Annotated in this window: 14 protein-coding genes; all 14 read left to right on the top strand. The window is 51.9% G+C overall.

Annotated features, from left to right (window positions below; genetic code table 11):
• Window positions 1–6 precede the first annotated feature (6 nt).
• The 14 genes from ACFOLF_RS31940 (at window position 7) to ACFOLF_RS32005 (ending at window position 16896) form a co-directional block, all read left to right on the top strand.
• Entirely contained in the window at window positions 7–2202 is a 2196-nt protein-coding gene (locus ACFOLF_RS31940; protein ID WP_210039413.1) for a heparinase II/III family protein, read from the top strand.
• A gap of 45 nt (window positions 2203–2247) precedes the next feature.
• Complete coding sequence (locus tag ACFOLF_RS31945) at window positions 2248–3069, top strand: phytanoyl-CoA dioxygenase family protein (protein WP_210039412.1); 822 nt, start codon at window positions 2248–2250, stop codon at window positions 3067–3069.
• A gap of 131 nt (window positions 3070–3200) precedes the next feature.
• On the top strand, window positions 3201–3626 hold the full coding sequence (locus ACFOLF_RS31950) for a DUF1284 domain-containing protein (RefSeq protein WP_210039411.1): 426 nt from the start codon (window positions 3201–3203) through the stop codon (window positions 3624–3626).
• Window positions 3627–3969: 343 nt separating this feature from the next.
• On the top strand, window positions 3970–4779 hold the full coding sequence (locus ACFOLF_RS31955) for an HAD-IIA family hydrolase (RefSeq protein ID WP_210039641.1): 810 nt from the start codon (window positions 3970–3972) through the stop codon (window positions 4777–4779).
• The gene (locus ACFOLF_RS31960; protein ID WP_210039410.1) at window positions 4776–5924 is read left to right on the top strand and encodes a sn-glycerol-1-phosphate dehydrogenase; all 1149 of its coding nucleotides are present in this window, start codon (window positions 4776–4778) and stop codon (window positions 5922–5924) included. Before ACFOLF_RS31955 ends, ACFOLF_RS31960 begins: the two co-directional genes overlap by 4 nt.
• Window positions 5925–6136: 212 nt before the next feature.
• Window positions 6137–6898: a DeoR/GlpR family DNA-binding transcription regulator gene (locus ACFOLF_RS31965; protein WP_210039409.1), complete on the top strand. Its 762-nt coding sequence runs from the start codon at window positions 6137–6139 to the stop codon at window positions 6896–6898.
• 49 nt (window positions 6899–6947) lie between these two features.
• Entirely contained in the window at window positions 6948–8003 is a 1056-nt protein-coding gene (locus tag ACFOLF_RS31970; protein WP_210039408.1) for an ABC transporter ATP-binding protein, read from the top strand.
• Window positions 7993–8871, top strand: coding sequence for a carbohydrate ABC transporter permease (locus ACFOLF_RS31975; protein WP_210039407.1), 879 nt, complete (start codon window positions 7993–7995; stop codon window positions 8869–8871). Before ACFOLF_RS31970 ends, ACFOLF_RS31975 begins: the two co-directional genes overlap by 11 nt.
• 41 nt (window positions 8872–8912) lie before the next feature.
• Window positions 8913–9746 carry a carbohydrate ABC transporter permease gene (locus ACFOLF_RS31980; protein ID WP_379113111.1) on the top strand — a complete coding sequence of 278 codons (834 nt, stop codon included), beginning with the start codon at window positions 8913–8915 and terminating at the stop codon, window positions 9744–9746.
• Window positions 9747–9805: 59 nt separating this feature from the next.
• Window positions 9806–11158, top strand: a complete 1353-nt coding sequence (locus ACFOLF_RS31985) for an ABC transporter substrate-binding protein (RefSeq protein WP_210039406.1) — start codon at window positions 9806–9808, stop codon at window positions 11156–11158.
• Window positions 11159–11173: 15 nt separating this feature from the next.
• Window positions 11174–11932 (top strand): glycerophosphodiester phosphodiesterase family protein, encoded by a 759-nt coding sequence (locus ACFOLF_RS31990; protein ID WP_210039405.1) that lies wholly within the window; start codon window positions 11174–11176, stop codon window positions 11930–11932.
• Window positions 11933–12449: 517 nt separating this feature from the next.
• The gene (locus tag ACFOLF_RS31995; protein WP_210039404.1) at window positions 12450–14807 is read left to right on the top strand and encodes a helix-turn-helix domain-containing protein; all 2358 of its coding nucleotides are present in this window, start codon (window positions 12450–12452) and stop codon (window positions 14805–14807) included.
• Between the two features lie 227 nt (window positions 14808–15034).
• Window positions 15035–16003, top strand: a complete 969-nt coding sequence (locus ACFOLF_RS32000) for an ABC transporter permease (protein WP_210039403.1) — start codon at window positions 15035–15037, stop codon at window positions 16001–16003.
• Between the two features lie 14 nt (window positions 16004–16017).
• Window positions 16018–16896 (top strand): carbohydrate ABC transporter permease, encoded by an 879-nt coding sequence (locus ACFOLF_RS32005; RefSeq protein WP_210039402.1) that lies wholly within the window; start codon window positions 16018–16020, stop codon window positions 16894–16896.
• Window positions 16897–16975: the final 79 nt, after the last annotated feature.

Genomic DNA, 16975 nt, shown 5'->3' on the forward strand with positions numbered 1-16975 from the left:
CCCGTTATGAACAAGCAAACGTATCTGGACTACATCAAGAAGGCGGTTCTGGAGGGGAGGAAGCAGTACGAGGCCGCTATTTCGCATTGGCGGGAATCGTATCGTCCCGACCAGTTTCTCGGCATGTACATCCCTCCGGGAAACCTGGCTATCCAGGCGCAGACTGAAGGTTTTCTGTATCATATTACCGGCGAGAAAGAGTACGGGGTGCAGGCAAGACAAATGCTGCTCGCCATCGAGTCGTTCAAGGAGATTGTGCCGGACGCTCTCCGGGACCGCCATCCGGAATATGAGAAGGGCATCACATCGTTTGATCCAATGTTCCAGGGGACCCATTACATCCAGGGGTATTTGTTTATGAAGGATTCGGCGCTGCTCTCCCGGGAGGACAAGCGCCAGATAGAGGATTCCATCCGCAGCTCCGTGCAAGCCGTCATGCATTATCCGGAGTGGGGGGCGCATAACCGCTCCATGCTACGGGCCTTCACGGTTTCTCTGGCGGTTGCGGCGCTGGGCGATACGGAAGAAACGCGGGAATGGGCGAAGCTTCGCGATTACCTGGCCCAGGAGTCCATGGGCGGCTGGTCCATCGAGGATGCCGAGCTGTATTTGCCTCTGTGGCTTGGATCCTGCATCATGGTTGTGCAGCATACAGACAAGGAAGAAGATTATTATGCAAAGCCGCAGACAAGGTATTATTTTGATTACATCACGCATATCTTGACGCCCTATGGTCAGCTGCCGGATTTCGGAGACGCCCATTACAATTCGTTCTGGTATTTGTGGCTGGCCTGTCTGGAGAAAGGGGCTGCCGTATACAGATGCGGTCATATGAAATATGCCGCCCGCAAAATCTGGGACTATGCGCTGTCCCATCAGGAGGGGCCGCCCTCGGTCTATCTAGCCGCTTATTTCTCAAATGCCTGTCTCTGGGCGGATGATGGGCTTGAGCCGGTCAAGCCGGATTGGCAGAGCGAGCTGGTGCTGGAGGATGTGATTGGGAAGAAAGTCGCCTTCCGCGACGGCTGGGAGGAGGATTCCACGTATCTCCTGCTTAACTATCGCGATGAAGGCGATTATGCCTATGTTGCCAGGGAATATTTGCGGCGGACGATTCAGGCGCCAGCAGAAAAGGCTCACCATGGACATGCGGATGAGAATTCCATCGTGTTTTTTGCCCGCGGGCCGCATATTTTATTACATGATGGAGGTTACCGCGATTCGGCCCCCAATGGCAAATACCGCGCCGATCTTTATCATAACCGGCTGGTGTTCCGGGAAGGCGAGCGGGATGCGGACGGCTCCCTCTATGATTTTATCCACGATGACGGTACGTACAGGCGTGTGGCAGCGGAGAAGCTGCATTTTCAGACCTTCGAGGAGCTGGTTTACAGCCGGACCCGGGTGACGGATCCCTGTCACGGTGTGATATGGGACCGGGCGGTGACTTATTTGAAGGAGGAAGGCGTAATCATTGTGGTGGATTGGACGAAGTCGCTGGGCAGCCGGCAGCTTAGTACGGCCAATCTGTGGCATCCGGGCGCGGTGCTGGAGGCCGGCGATGGCTGGTATACCGGTCAGGTGCAGCATATCCGCCAGCATCCTGGCGACACAAATCCCATCATCAACCGGAAGGAGCTGGCACTGCTGATCGAGTTCCCGGGAAGCGGCAGGCAGACGGGGCACGAAACGATCCGCAGATGTTATGCGGACAGTGAGATGGTCTATGAACTGGACAGCAGCCAGGTCCGGGCCGGAACGATGAACTGCTTTGTCACGGTGCTTACCCCTTTCGCACTGGATGAGCAATCGGCCCGGCTGAAGCGCAGGGTGAAGATTATCCGGCTCACGCAGGAGAAGGATTGCTTATCGCTTCAGTATGAGGCGGATGGCAGGACTTGTCATCTGGCATACAAGCTGGATCTGGATAAGGGGCTGATCAGCGGCAGCAGGGATTTTCCCAAATATGAATGGGACCGGAGCAGGCTGGATTACGGTCCGATCCATACCGATGCCGATTTTTCCTTTGTCCGCCAGGGGCCGGCAGGACCGGGCAGGTATGGCTTCGTCAACGGCTGCGGCATTTTATATGATGGAGCTTCCTTGTTCAGAACGCCGCAGATGTCTTCCTATCAGTTCCACAGCTCATCCTTTCGCACGGCCGATCATAAATGGAGAGCCTGGGACGGGAGCTTCGGCTGACGCAGTAAAGGGCAGCAGGCAAAAGGGTGAATGGAGGGTGATTGAATGTCAGCGGGAAACGACAGGTATTACTTGAGCGAAGCGGAGAAAAAACAGTTTCATGAAGAAGGTTATCTGATCGCCAAAGGTTTGTTTCAGCCAGACGAGGTTGCCGAGATTAAAGAGACGTTCATGCGCATACAGGCAGAAGGCGTGCTTCCCGGATATTTCGAGCCCGCTTCGCCGGAGGAGGCCAAGGGCGATCCGCTGAAGCTGTTTCCACGGATTTTGTATCCGCACAGGGTAATCGGCAGAGCCAAGAGCTATATGCTGCATCCTCCGGTCATGGCTTTGCTGAAGGAGCTGTTCCAGGAAGAGGCGCTGGCGGCGCAGAGCATGTTCTACTTCAAACCGCCCGGCGGCAGAGGGCAGGCGCTGCATCAGGACAATTACTATTTGCGCGTGGAGCCGGGGACTTGCATTGCAGCCTGGACCGCAATCGATCCGGCTGATCAGGAGAACGGCGGCCTGGTTATCGTACCCCGGACGCAGAATCTGGATATCGAATGCCCGCATGAGGCGGATCCCGCGCTTTCCTATTTTCGCGATGAGGTCAATCTGCCGGAGGGCGGCAGGATTGTGCCTGTTGACATGGAAGCGGGCGATGTGCTGTTTTTCAATGGCAGCACCATTCACGGATCGTATCCCAACCGGTCGGCTGAGCGTTTCCGGCGTTCTTTTATTTGTCATTATGTCGGGTCGTCCACGCTTCGCATCGGCTATCATATACATGATGATTTATATAATGGGCAGGGTGAGGTCGTTAACAGGGCGAAAACAGAAAGTCCGGGAGCCTGCGGGAATGAATTTGAAGGAGCTCCGCACTGAATACTGTTGAAAAGTTCTCAGAAAGTCCGCGCTTGCTTCTGCTCCCAGAAAAATTCCATATGATAGGTTAACCTCTCTTCTGTTATAATGGTTAACATATGAACAATCATGGGCAGGGGGAGTTGGGGACGATGGCGATCCGATTGCGCGGACATCACTTGCTATGCCTTCTCGGGTATCGTGGCATGGGCTATTCTGCGGATTTCTGCACGAATATGACAGCTATATATGAGACTTTGCGGACCGAGCCGGACTCAGTGGTGGAGCTTGTAACCGGTCCGGACGACATATGCCGGGCGTACCCGCCGGACGAATTGAATCATTGCAGCGGAACTGTTCATCAGCTGGATGATGCCGTTCTGGCCAAGCTTGGGTTTAAGACGGGAGAGAGCCTCAGCTGGCGGGAGGTATGCGACCGGATATCGCAGGAGGTGGTGCCAGCGGACATCGGACATTTGTGCACCAGCTGTCCTTGGCAATCCTATGGCGTCTGTCAGGAAGGCGTACAATATATAGCGGAAGGCAGGCCTCTGCCCGCCGTCGGCAATCTGCAATGATCGCAAATGTAAAACAGCTGATTAATTGCGCAATACAAAGCTGCAAAGACGAGCACACTATAATTGCATAAACACGCAGTGATGAACCGAAGCCGCTTGGGGCTTCGGTTTTTTTATTGCGGCCGGAAAGTCAGGCATACTGCACGCTGAAGACCATGAGGGATGGTGGCCGGTGCAAATTTACATATTCTAAACATGCTGATGACATTCGCATAACAGTATAACTTTATAGTGAAATTGAGCAAAAGAGAGCATAAGTAAGCAAATATAACGCTTGAATCTGCGCAAATGGAAGAAGTATGCAGATGGGCAAGCCATGCTCGTGAAAGGCTGGAAACGGATGATGAAAACAAGCATAGAGGGATTTGTTATTGATTTGGACGGGACGGTCTATAAGGGCTCGAATTTGATCAATGGAGCAGCAGAAGCCGTCGCCATGCTGAAACAACTCGGCAAGCGCATCGTCTTTCTGAGCAATCGCGGGAATATCTCCCGGAAAATGTGCCATGACAAGCTTGGCAGGCTTGGTCTTGATATCGACGAGGAGGAAATCCTTCTGACCTCGACGGTAACAGCCCGGTTTCTCAAGGACTATTACGAAAGCTCCCCCGTGTGGGTATTGGGCGATCAAGGTCTCAAGGATGAATTGGAGGCTGGGGATATTCTGATGGCGGAAAGGCCGGAGCTTGCGGAGTGGCTGGTTATTACCCTCCACGAGACATTAACCTATGAGGAGTTGAATGATGCCTTTCGCGCTGTGAGACATGGCGCCAGAATTATCGCGACGAACGCGGACAAGACGTTTCCGCGGGATGACGGCGACTCCATCGATGTGGCGGGGATGATCGGGGCGATTGTATCGGCAACAGGAAGAGAGGTCGATATCGTGATCGGCAAACCCTCGCAGCTGATGGCCGAAGCCGCATTGAACGTTCTGCAGCTTCCGCCCGAGCGTTGTCTCGTAATCGGAGACAGTCTGGAGTCGGATATCCGGCTTGGCAAGAAAGCAGGCATGCAAACCGCGCTGGTTCTGACAGGCTCGGTGAGCATGGAGGAAGCGGAGGCGAGCCATATTCAGCCGGACTGGATCTGGCCCTCGCTGGCCGATGTGACATCCATTCTGGCCCCGGCAGAGAAGGGATTACAACGATGACAGAACTGGATCTCATTCGAATTCATCCCGGCGCTGCCGGGGAAGTTGCTGCCTACCTGGAACAGAAATCGCACCATCAGGTGGTTCTCGCTGCCGACTTGGCAACCTATAAGGCTGCGGGCGAGGCATTGGCTTCATCGCTCACACGGTCAGGCATTAAGGTCCACATTACCTTCATCAAGCCGGATGCCCAGGATGATGTGATCGCCGATGAGGCGTCGCTCATTCAGCTGATACTGGATATTCAACGCCATCATGCCGAGGCAGTCATTGCTGTTGGAGGAGGGACCCTGCATGATATTGTCCGTTATTCGGCTTATACGACAGGGATTCCTTTTATCTCCGTGCCGACGGCTCCGTCCGTCGACGGGTTCAATTCCAAGGGAGCCCCGATTATCATCAGGGGCGAGAAAAAAACGATTCCGGCCATTGGCCCGGATGCAATCTTTGCCGATCTCGACATCCTGGTCCAGGCGCCGCCTGCCATGGTGGCTGCAGGCTTCGGCGATATGCTGGGCAAATACACTTCATTGTTCGATTGGCGGTTCGGAACGATCACCGCCGACGAGCCCTATCTGCAAGCCGCTGCGGATATGACGCGATCCGCCCTTATGGAATGCGTCAATCATGCACAGCTTATTGCAGACAGGCAGCAGGAAGGCATTCAGATTCTGATCCGCTCCCTGATCGATTCCGGGCTTGCCATGCTGCAGTTCGGTCAATCCCACCCGGCATCAGGGGCAGAGCATCATCTCTCGCATTATTGGGAGATGGAATATATCCGCCTTGGCCGCAGGCAGCTGCTGCACGGCGCCAAAGTAGGCGTCGCCTGCATGGAAATCAGCCAGCTGTACCACAAGCTTGCGGAATCTGGGCCGGAGCTGTGGCACAGGAACACGGTAGGGGAGCATGCGAACCAAAGCAGGCGAATTATTGCCGGTTGGAGCGAAATTACGCAGGAGATCGCACAGATCCCGCCTGCGGGGGCGCTCAAAGAGTTATTGCGGCAAGTTGGCGGTCCGCTGTCCGTGGAGGAGCTCTCCGTAAGCAGGGAGCTGCTTGAACGCAGCCTGCGCGAAGCCCATCATGTCAGGCCTGAACGCCGTACGCTGCTTAAGGCCTACAATGAACTGGAAAACCGTTGACTAAACGGTTGAGCAAGGCGGAATTGCTTCTGCATGCGCAGTTAGGCCTTCTATCGGATTCCCAGGATTTGCTCCCTTATCCTTACATGATCTTCATATGGATTTAACCTTCGTTTGATAGTCCATCCCTATAATCAAAATGAACGAATTTACGCAACGGTGGATATAAACAAACATTATAGTGAATGAACTTGCATGGGGAGGGACTTCGTTTGTTAGCAGCAGAGAGAAAAATGAGAATTGTGGAATATGTCCGGCTTCATAACAGCTCAACGATCAGTACGCTAGCCGGAGAATTTGGTGTCCACGAAGCAACAATAAGACGCGATCTGGCCGAGATTGAACAGGAGGGCAAGCTCAAGAGAACCCATGGCGGGGTTATCGTGGAGCAGTGGACGCATGACGAGCCTTCCTTTAACGAACGGTCAACCCAGAATCTGGAGCAGAAAATGAGAATCGGCAAAATGGCAGCAAGTCTCGTGGAGGACGGGGATCACATTATTATTGATTCCGGAACCACGACGCAGTATATTGCCAGAAATCTGGTGCACCGCTCGGATATTACGGTGGTGACCAACGATATGAATGTGGCCGCAGAGCTGCGGGATGCGCCCCGGATCAAAGTGATTCTGACAGGCGGAGAGCTGTATCCCTCCAGCTATATGCTGAACGGCATGTTCACGGAGCATGTGCTGCGTTCGCTGCATGCCCTCAAAGCATTTATCGGTACGCCGGCTCTGCATCCGCAGCACGGTCTGATGCATCCGGAGGCGCAGCTGGTTCCCGCCAAGCAGGCGATGATCCGGGCAGCGCGGGAAATCTTCGTCGTTACGGACGACAGCAAAATAGGCAAGCCCGCGCTTCATACCGTAGCGCCCAACAGCGCCATTCATACGCTGATTACCGGTAAGGAAGCTCTGGAACAGGATCTTAAGCTCTTCCGCGATGCGGGCATAACCGTGTATACCGTCTGATCCGGTCCAGCCATTACCTGAAATATATTTTGCAAGGAGGCATCAGCCCTTGGCGTCCATAGAATTTGTCCGCGTGACCAAGCAGTTCGAGAAGAATGTCGTCATTAAAGATCTGGACTTGAAAATAGAGGATGGCAAATTCACCGTGCTGGTCGGTCCTTCCGGCTGCGGGAAGACAACCCTGCTGCGCATGATTGCGGGCATTGATCCCCAGTCCTCCGGCTCGGTGCTGATTAACGGCAAGGATGTAACGCGAATTGCCCCCGGCCAGCGGGGAGTGGCGATGGTTTTCCAGAATTATGCCATTTATCCCACCATGTCGGTGAGAGAGAATATCGAATTCGGGCTGAAGAACAACAAGGTGCCCAAAGCGGAAAGAACGGAGCTGGTGGAGACCATCAGCGCAACGGTAGGCCTTGCCGAATATCTGGACCGCAAGCCGTCCACCTTGTCAGGCGGGCAGCGCCAGCGGGTTGCCCTGGCCCGGGCGATGGTGAAGAAGCCGTCGGTTTTCCTGATGGACGAGCCCCTTTCCAACCTGGATGCGAAGCTCAGGGTGCAGATGCGCATTGAGCTGATCGAGCTGCACAAGAAGCTCGGCACCACCTTTGTTTATGTGACGCATGACCAGGTCGAGGCGATGTCGATGGCCGATACGATTGTGCTCATGAACAAAGGGACCATTCAGCAGGAGGCTCCGCCGGATGTGATGTACCGCCAGCCGAACAATCTGTTTACCGCTCAATTTATCGGCGTTCCGCCGATGAATGTGGGAGAGCTTGGCAGAGGCGGAGTGAAATTCGGCTTCCGTCCGGAGAGCGCGGAGTTGACCCATGAGCACTCCGGGCTTCATTACGCCGCAAGAGGCAGAATCATCACCAGAGAGATGCTGGGCTCGGAGACGATTTATCAGGTGAGATGCGGCCAGCATGCTTTTATGATCAAATGCGTGGAAGACCGCTTCACTGTTGATCAAGACGTGCATCTGGGCGTAGCAGCAGATAAATTGGTATTCTTCGAAGCGGACGGAAGCCGCATCAGCACGGAGCACGCCTTGTTCAAGGATCATCTGGAGGCGCTGCGAGGTATTCCGCATGGAGCATAAAACGATAGGGCAGCGGCTGCGTCCCTATGCCATGATTGCGCCTGCGATGCTCGGTATTGCCTTGTTCGTTATTTATCCGATGCTCTATCTGATTTATCTGAGCTTCTTCAAATACAATCTGATGAACAAGGCCAAGAGCAAATTTATCGGTCTTGACAATTACAGCGAGATTTTCAGCCGGGGGGACTTCTACAAAGCCTTGGGCAATACCGCTCTATATACCCTTGGCGTTGTAGTGCTGACATTGCTCATTGCCCTGCTCATCGCCGTGTGGCTGAGCAAGAAAAGCAAGTTTAACGCAATTGTCCAGGCCGGCATCTTCACCCCGCATATCGTCTCTATCGTGTCGGTATCGCTGATCTGGCTGTGGATTATGGAGCCTAACCTGGGCATGCTCAATTATTTGCTGAAGGCGGTTGGACTGCCGACGTCGCAGTGGCTGCAAAGCTCGAAGACGGCGCTCATCTCGGTCATTATCGTATCGGTGTGGCAGGGAATCGGTTATTACACCTTGATTATCGTAGCTGCCCTGCAAAGCATCACGCCCAGCATCTATGAGGCGGCTGCGCTCGATAATGCCAGCAAATTCAAGGTGTTCTACAAAATCACCCTGCCGCTTATTTCACCGCAGCTGTTTTTTATTCTGGTAATCATGACGATTGGCTCCTTTAAAGTATTTGATACGGTGCAGGTGATGACCGGAGGCGGTCCCAATGACGCAACCAATACGATCGTCTATTATATTTACAGCTTCCGGACAACGAATATCGGTTATTCCTCGGCAACCGGCGTGGTTCTGATGGCGATTATTGCCCTGCTCACCTTCATTTACTTCCGTTTATTGTCCAAAAGGGTTCATTTTCAATAAACCGGCGGCTCATAAACCTGAAACGCAAAGGGGATTCCCACTTGAAGACATTTGATTTCAAAGCCGTGAGATACTCACTGGGATTTATCTTGAAAGCCGTTCTTCTGATGATATTTGTTTTTCCGTTCCTGTGGATGGTTTCCACCTCTCTGCAGACGTACAAAGAGACGCTGACCTTTCCGCCCACATTGATTCCGGCCTGGCCGCAGTGGGTGAATTTCGCCGAAGCGATGCAGGCGGGCCCGTTTCTGATGTACGCCAGGAACTCGGTCATTATCACGGTCTCGATCATCCTGCTCCAGCTGATTATTATGGTTCCGGCAGCTTATGCCTTTGCCAAATATAAATTTGCCGGAAACAAGCTGTTCTTCGGTATGGTTCTGCTGGCCTTTATGATTCCCGGTCAGGTCACCTTCATTCCGGTTTATATGATGATGGGCGACTGGGGGCTGATCAAGACGCTGCTGCCGCAAATCATTCCTTTCATGTCCAATGCCTTCGGCATCTTCCTGCTGCGTCAGTATTTCATGCAGGTTCCGGAGGAAATTATCGAGGCGGCCAGGCTGGATAATGCCAGCGAATTCAAATTGATTTGGAAAATCATGATTCCGATGTCCAAATCAGCGTTGGCGACGATTGCGCTGTTCAGCTTTGTCAGTCATTGGAACGAATATTTCTGGCCCTTGATCATGACGGATACGACGGCAATACGGCCGCTGACAATCGGTATTGCGATGCTGCGGGAAACCGAAGGGATCAGCCACTGGCATATTATTATGGCCGGCAATGTGGTATTGGTTGTACCGATTCTGATTATGTATATCATTTGTTCCAGACAGATTGTGAGAGCTTTCGTTTATTCAGGGATTAAATAGCGCATTTGATCCCTTTTAAATAAAAAAGATAATAAACAATTAATGGAGGGAAATCCAGCATGAAGAACAAATTTACTCTTATTTTGATGGTAACGATGCTTATCAGCATTCTGGCAGGCTGCGGCAGCTCGGCGAACAACACAAACAACGGGGCGGCCGCCAATACGACGAATGATTCATCCACAACCAACGCAGCAGATCCGGCACCGGCAGCAGAGACTCCGGCATCGGGCGAGAAAGCAACTGTTCAATTCTGGCACTCCCTGACCGGCAAAAATGCCGAATATATGGATGCGCTCATCAAACGTTTTAACGATTCCCATGAGGACATTGAAGTTGTCGGAACATTCCAGGGCAGCTATGATGACGAAGTGACCAAGCTTCAGCAGGCGATTGCGTCAGGTACCGCACCGGATGTGAGCATGCTCGAGCGCGCCTATGTTCAAATGTTCGCGGATTCGGATGTTCTGGAAGACCTGAACCCTTACATGGAAACCTCGGGTGTAAGCAAGGATGACTTTACGGAAGGTCTCATGGGCCATTCCATCTTCAACGACAAGCTGGTTTCGCTGCCGCTTAACCGATCCACGCCAATCCTGCATGTGAATAAAACGCTGCTGGACGAGAAGGGACTTGCCATACCAACAACCTGGGATGAGCTGAAGAAGGTTGCCAATGCACTGGTTGTCAAAGATAAAGACCAGGTAACGCGTTATGGCTTTACGATGCCTTATGATACCTGGTATCCGATTGCGATGATTTCACAAGCCGAAGGAACCTTCTTCAATGCCGACAATACCTCGATCGGGTTTGGGGATAATGGAGTAGGCGTCAAAGTATTCAGTTACCTGAAGGATCTTCAAAGCTCTGGCGCCTTGTATTATCCGCCGGCCCAGGATTCGGGCAATATCGTGACGCAAATGTTTGTAGACGGCAAGGTCGCGATGATGTTCGGATCGACCGGAAGCATCGGCTCGCTCGCGGATGCGGTGGACTTTGATTATGTGACGGCCTTCCTGCCGCAGGATAAAGTATTCGCCAACCCCACCGGAGGCGCCAATGTCGCTATGCTGTCGGGTTCCAAAAACAAGGAAGCGGCATGGGAGTTCATCAATTGGATGGAGACGGATCCGCAAGGCGCCCTGCCGTTCATTATGTCATCCGGTTATCTGCCTTTCACCAAGAAAATGGTAGAATCGAAGGAAATCCAGGATCTGTGGGCAAAGGAGCCGAACCGCAAAGTGGCTTACGATCAGCTGCAATATGCGACAGATACGAATAAAGATGTAGCTTGGCCGGAGGTTATGCATGAATTCTTCTCGGCGATCGAGGCGATTATGTATGACAGCAAGGATATTCCGTCTACGCTTGATACATTCAAGAAAGAAGCAGAGCGTATTCTCGCTGAGTAGGAGGGAATGAACCGTATGATCGAACGTATTGCGAATCAACCCGGCATTATTGTAGCGGCTCATAGAGGCTATAAATCGGATTATCCCGAAAATACGCTGCTCGCATTCCGCAAGTCCCTGGAACTGGGCGTGGATATGCTGGAGTTTGATCTGCGGCTGTCCAGCGACAAAGCAGTCATGGTGCTGCATGATGCAACTGTAGACCGCACGACGAATGGTTCGGGAAAAGTCGGCGGGTTCAGTCTTGCCGAGCTCAAGCAGCTGGATGCGGGCAGCTGGTTTGATCCCGAATTTGCCGGGCTTGACATCCCGACTCTCGCAGAGCTGTGCGAGCTGCTTCGTTCTTATCCGGATGTGCTGCTGAATGTGGAGATCAAATCAAATCATGATGCGATGGAAGCCGTTGATCTGACCGTTGCCATTCTGAAGGAGTACGGTTATCTGGAGCGCTGCGTGTTTGCGTGCTTTGATGCTGCGGTTATCGCGTACCTGCACGATGTTTACAAGCTGAGGACGCAGGGCTTCCCGGGGACGAAAATGTCCAATTTTGTCCCGGGCGATGCGGGAACCTATTCGAAGCTGTGGGCGATCGGCATTGAAATGGGACAGCTCACGCCCGAAATCGTGGAAGAATACAAGCATAAAGGGCTGCTGGTCTGGTGTTACTGTCCGGACAATGAAGCCCAGGTCCGCCATGGACTGGCATGCGGCGCCACTTTAATGACCTGTAACGATCCGGTGCCTGCCATGGAGATATTAAAGCAGCAAGCATGAGCATGCTGCCAGGATTACAAGGAAGCCTCCGCCCGACAAGGGAATGGAGGCTATTTTTTTATAGCAGCAAGAAAGAAAAGCAGCGGGCCGTCCCGGACAGCAATTAGTCCGCTGCAGCGAGGAAAATCCTTCTTGCACACGTGATAGCGCGGATCACGGCGCTATAAGCAGGAAAAACCTTGCTAGAGTATGGATCCGGAGCTCATCAGCACCAGGAAACGACTTCAGCGAGGAAAATGACCGGGATGTCGGGGATTATGAGCGGATCTGACAAGTAAGAAGGCGGTCCGGTTCCCGATCTTATTACGCCTGCCGTATACCATTCTTCTGAATACGACAGAAGCCATACTGAACCGGGACTTCGCCCGCTTGCTTTTTCAATGCCGTCCTAGAAAATCAATTGATATCAATCCGGGATTTCTTTATAATAGCTACATTAACAAGCCATATATTATCCAATGTAAGCGTTTTTATTATTGAGAACTGAGAACCTGGATAGCTGGGAGAGGACCGATTAATGAATATTTTTCATTTGTACAAGTCCAAGAAATATCTTGGGCGGATCATTGTGAGCTTCTCCATTCTGATTCTGCTGCTGCTTGCCCTGTTCTCAAGCGCGCTGTATTACAACTCCGAGAAGATCGTGCTGGACATGCAGCGGGAAGCCAACAAGAAGGTGCTCTCCCAGATCAAATTCAATGTCACATATTTGAATGACGTGATCCAGAAGCTGGTGACCTCGCTTTATTACGATAATGATGTGATTCCGCTGATGACCGCAACGGATAACTCCGATGTCTTCGAGATGCTCCGAAAACGGTCGAGAATTGATAAATTTGCCGACTACACGCCTTTTATTCACTCCATTATTATTTACAACGCCAATACGGACCAGTTCGTATGGGGCGGCGACCCTGTGCTGCAGGACCGCGATGCGCCGATTTATGCAGCGTTAAGGGAGATGTTCAAAGCCGGCAAGCCCATCCCCAAGCTGAAAATGCTCCCCATGAGTCTTGACGGCCAAGAGGGGGGAAAGGCCGATTTCTTCTCTATCTTCAATTATGATTCCATTGTCTATCAGCCGGGTCAAAGCGCTTTTATTCTGAATATCAAGCCGCAGTGGCTGTTCGATAATATCAAACTGATCAACCAGCTTGCCTGGGAGGAAAATGAAAATGTATTTATTATGAGCGATGATGGCAGCGTCATAACGCCCGACACCGACACGCCCGAATTAACCGGTGATTTCAGGCAAGCGATTATGGACCGGATTGATGCAGCGACAAGGGCAGACGATGGCAGCGGAGCCTTCAATTATTCGATTTCGGATAAGAAGAAAATCGTCAACTACTTGAATACCGGCATCAACGGCTGGACTCTCGTCAGCATCCAGCCCTATGAGACTTTGGTAAAGAAAGCAGAATCGCTCAAAAATACATCCATTGTCCTGACCTTGATTTTCGTCCTGCTGTCGCTGTTGACCATTCTTGGCGTATCCCATCGGCTGTACCGGCCGCTCGGCAAGCTGGTCAGCTTTATCCGGGGAGACGCAGGGGGAGAAGCCGAGACGGAACCGCCCGGCGGAGACGAGCTGACTTATATGTCCAGTGTGTACGAACAAACGATCCAGCGTCTGAAGGCCGCCCGCAGTGAGCAGCATACCACGCGCAGCATTGTGCGCTCCTATTATATCCGGAAGATTGTGACCGACAGCCAGGCTTTATCGAGGGAGCAGCTTCTGGAATGGATTCAACAGCATAAGCTTGCGATGAATCCTGCGGGTCCCTACATGCTAAGCGTCATGAAATTGGATGGATCGACTGATTCGGCCAACTCCGGGGATGAGAAGGAACGGAGCCTGCTGCATTTTGCCATTGCGAATATTGCTCAGGAAATGTTGTCCCGGACCTATCTTTGCGAGGCTGTCGAGATGAAAAGCGAGCATCTTGTCGCGGTTATCAGCACAAGAGACGAAGCGGAGCTGACTGAGACGGGGGTGCGCGGGGTGATGAGTCAAATCCAGGACGCGATCGCCCGGATGTACCGGGTGAAATTCTCCGCAGCTCTCGGGGAAGTGATTGCCGACTATGCTCCCTTGCATGATCAATATCTCGGCTGCCTGCAGCTGCTCCGCTACAAGCTGGTTTATGGAGGCCAGTCCATCCTTGTTCCTTCCATGATCAAGGAGAATGCGTCGCAGACGGAGGCGAGCCTTCCCCCGGAGCTTGAGAAGAAGCTGATGGAGAGCATGAAGTCGCTGCAGCCGGAAGCGTTCCGAAAGACGCTGGACAGGATTTTCGAGTATATCTCCACATTGAACTATGATTATATGGTTTATATGGCCCTGCATGTCTTCATTCTGATGAAGAATGGGATCAAGGAGATGAATGATAACCGGATTGTCCCTGTGACTATCCAGATGTCCGATATTGACCGCAAAATCATGGACAGTGATTCGCTTGAGGGCATGAAGAATATTCTTCTGGATGTTTACCGGGAAATCAATGTGAACAAGAAGAATCCGGAGCAGGAGCGCAATGAGATATTGGTAGAAACGGTGAAGGCTGTCATTGAGCAAAATTATTCCGACATCAGTCTTAGCCTGCAGAAAATCGGGGACGTGATGAAGCTCTCGCCCGATTATATCGGCAAGCTGTTCAAGAAGCAGCTCGGTATCGCGGTCTCCGAGTATATCAATGAGGTCAGGCTCCGGCAGGCCGTCCTCTATCTGGAAGAGGACAACTACACCATCAACGAGCTGATCGATAAGATCGGCTTCGGCACGCGCAGCAATTTCTTTCGTCTGTTCAAGAACAAGTACGGCACCACGCCCAAGGATTACCGGATCAAGAACAGCCTGAGCGTGGACAAGTAACGAACCGCCAGGTTTAACATTTTAGCTGAAGACAGCTCCTCGCAAGTCGGAGAAGCTGTCTTCTTTTTGTCTAAGGGGCTGATCAGGGCTGTTTTGGACTTTTTGCGGCATTTTGGATTGGAATTTGGGAATAATATCGGGATTTTGGACTTCTTATGACGACCGCAATCAGCGAAGATACAGGTAGAGCAAAGCGCAGCACAAGTAAAAGAGGAGTGAGCAAAAGAATGGCGGACAAAGAAACAGCTTTGGTTCAGACAGCTGCGGCGGGAAAGCTTGCCAAGAGAGAGAAGAAGGGATCAGGGTTCAAACAGAACATAGAATTGTTCGGTTTGTCGCTGCCGGGCATCGTCTATTTATTCATCTTTTCTTACCTGCCGATGTTCGGCGTCATCGTCGCGTTTAAAAATTACCGGTATGACAAGGGGATTTTGGGGAGCGAGTGGGTAGGGCTCAAAAATTTTGAATTTCTGTTCGCTTCGGAGAACGCATGGAGAATCACGAGAAACACGGTGATGTACTCTTTATCCTATATTATTATCGGGACGATAGCCGCACTGATCCTGGCCATTCTGCTCAGCCAGGTAAACAAACGGTGGGTTAAGGTCCATCAGACGGTATTGTTCCTCCCTTATTTTGTATCCTGGGTTGTCGTCGGCTACATTACGCTGGCTTTTCTGGACCATGCATCGGGATTCCTCAATCAAACCCTGTTATCCCTGGGGATGACGGCGCACAAATGGTACTTCGAATCCGGCCCCTGGCCGTATATTCTCATTCTGGTGCATGAGTGGAAGGCGATCGGCTTTGGAACCCTCATTTATTTTGCCGGGATAATGGGGATCAGCGGGGAGTATTATGAAGCGGCCCGGATAGACGGCGCCACCAGGCTGCAGATGGCCATGAAAATCACCCTGCCGCTGCTGACTCCGCTTATATCCATCATGCTGATCCTGTCCATTGGCGGCATATTCCGGGGAGACTTTGGCCTGCATTATTTTGTGCCGAACAATTCGCCGTTTACGTTCGCTTCGACGGATATTATCGACACCTATGTGTTCCGCGCCTTGAGGGAGCTGGGGGATATCGGAATGTCATCGGCTACCGGGCTTTACCAATCGGTCGTAGGATTCTTCCTGGTGATTACAGCCAACTATATCGTGAAAAAAATAAATGACGACAACGCGTTGTTTTAGGAAGGGGAAGAGACATGCAGCAGGCCAATAAATCCGCACCCTTCATCAATCTGTTTTTTATCATTTTAAGCCTATTGATGATTATCCCGTTCATTCTGGTTATCTCAGTCTCCTTGTCGAGCGAAGCATTTCTGACCAAATCCGGTTACCACTTCATTCCGGATTCCTTCACCTTATCGGCTTACCGCTATATTTTCAAAGTGCCGGATATCATCATCAGAGCCTACGGCATTACGGCGCTGGTCACCTTGATTGGCACGGCTGCGGGGCTGCTGATCACATCGATGATTGCTTATTCGATTTCCCGGCCGGATTACAAATACAAGAACGCCACGAGCTTTTATGTGTTTTTTACGATGCTGTTCAGCGGGGGACTTGTACCGTTCTATATTCTGATGACGCAGTATCTGCATACGAAGGATACGCTGTGGGCGCTGGTGCTGCCGGGGCTGCTGAATGCCTGGAATGTAATGGTGCTGAAAGGGTTCCTGTCCAAAATCCCGATGGAAATCATTGAGTCGGCGAAGATGGACGGGGCGCGGGAATGGCGTATTTTCTTCACCATCATCATGCCGCTGTCCACTCCGGCGCTGGCGACCATGGGCCTCCTGATTGCGTTCAACTACTGGAATGAATGGTTTCAGGCGCTGTTATTCATTGATAATCCCGATCTGGTTCCTCTGCAGCTGCTGCTGGTGCGGATGCTCAACAGTATGGAGGTCATTACGCAAAATCTGGACAAATTCGGCATCGGCCTGGATATGAACCAGTTTCCTACAATGTCGGCGCGGATGGCAATGGTGGTAATGGCTGCCGGTCCGATGATGCTGGTCTTTCCGTTCTTTCAGCGTTATTTTGTCCAGGGACTTACGGTAGGCTCACTGAAGGGCTAGCTGCCTGCCTTACTGAATACGCCGTTTCAGGATAATACATGAAGAGATCGCGCCAGAGGGAGGGAGAATAAGGAAGACA

The sequence above is a fragment of the Paenibacillus sepulcri genome (assembly GCF_042647105.1).
In the GTDB taxonomy this organism is placed as follows: domain Bacteria; phylum Bacillota; class Bacilli; order Paenibacillales; family Paenibacillaceae; genus Paenibacillus_Z; species Paenibacillus_Z sepulcri.

Excerpts from the sequence above, each read along its gene's own strand:
- ACFOLF_RS31985 (WP_210039406.1), top strand. The coding sequence starts at position 9,806 with ATGAAGAACAAATTTACTCTTATTTTGATGGTAACGATGCTTATCAGC.
- ACFOLF_RS31950 (WP_210039411.1), top strand. The coding sequence starts at position 3,201 with ATGGCGATCCGATTGCGCGGACATCACTTGCTATGCCTTCTCGGGTAT.
- ACFOLF_RS31940 (WP_210039413.1), top strand. The coding sequence starts at position 7 with ATGAACAAGCAAACGTATCTGGACTACATCAAGAAGGCGGTTCTGGAG.
- ACFOLF_RS31955 (WP_210039641.1), top strand. The coding sequence starts at position 3,970 with ATGAAAACAAGCATAGAGGGATTTGTTATTGATTTGGACGGGACGGTC.
- ACFOLF_RS31975 (WP_210039407.1), top strand. The coding sequence starts at position 7,993 with ATGGAGCATAAAACGATAGGGCAGCGGCTGCGTCCCTATGCCATGATT.
- ACFOLF_RS31945 (WP_210039412.1), top strand. The coding sequence starts at position 2,248 with ATGTCAGCGGGAAACGACAGGTATTACTTGAGCGAAGCGGAGAAAAAA.
- ACFOLF_RS31995 (WP_210039404.1), top strand. The coding sequence starts at position 12,450 with ATGAATATTTTTCATTTGTACAAGTCCAAGAAATATCTTGGGCGGATC.
- ACFOLF_RS31990 (WP_210039405.1), top strand. The coding sequence starts at position 11,174 with ATGATCGAACGTATTGCGAATCAACCCGGCATTATTGTAGCGGCTCAT.
- ACFOLF_RS32000 (WP_210039403.1), top strand. The coding sequence starts at position 15,035 with ATGGCGGACAAAGAAACAGCTTTGGTTCAGACAGCTGCGGCGGGAAAG.
- ACFOLF_RS31960 (WP_210039410.1), top strand. The coding sequence starts at position 4,776 with ATGACAGAACTGGATCTCATTCGAATTCATCCCGGCGCTGCCGGGGAA.
- ACFOLF_RS32005 (WP_210039402.1), top strand. The coding sequence starts at position 16,018 with ATGCAGCAGGCCAATAAATCCGCACCCTTCATCAATCTGTTTTTTATC.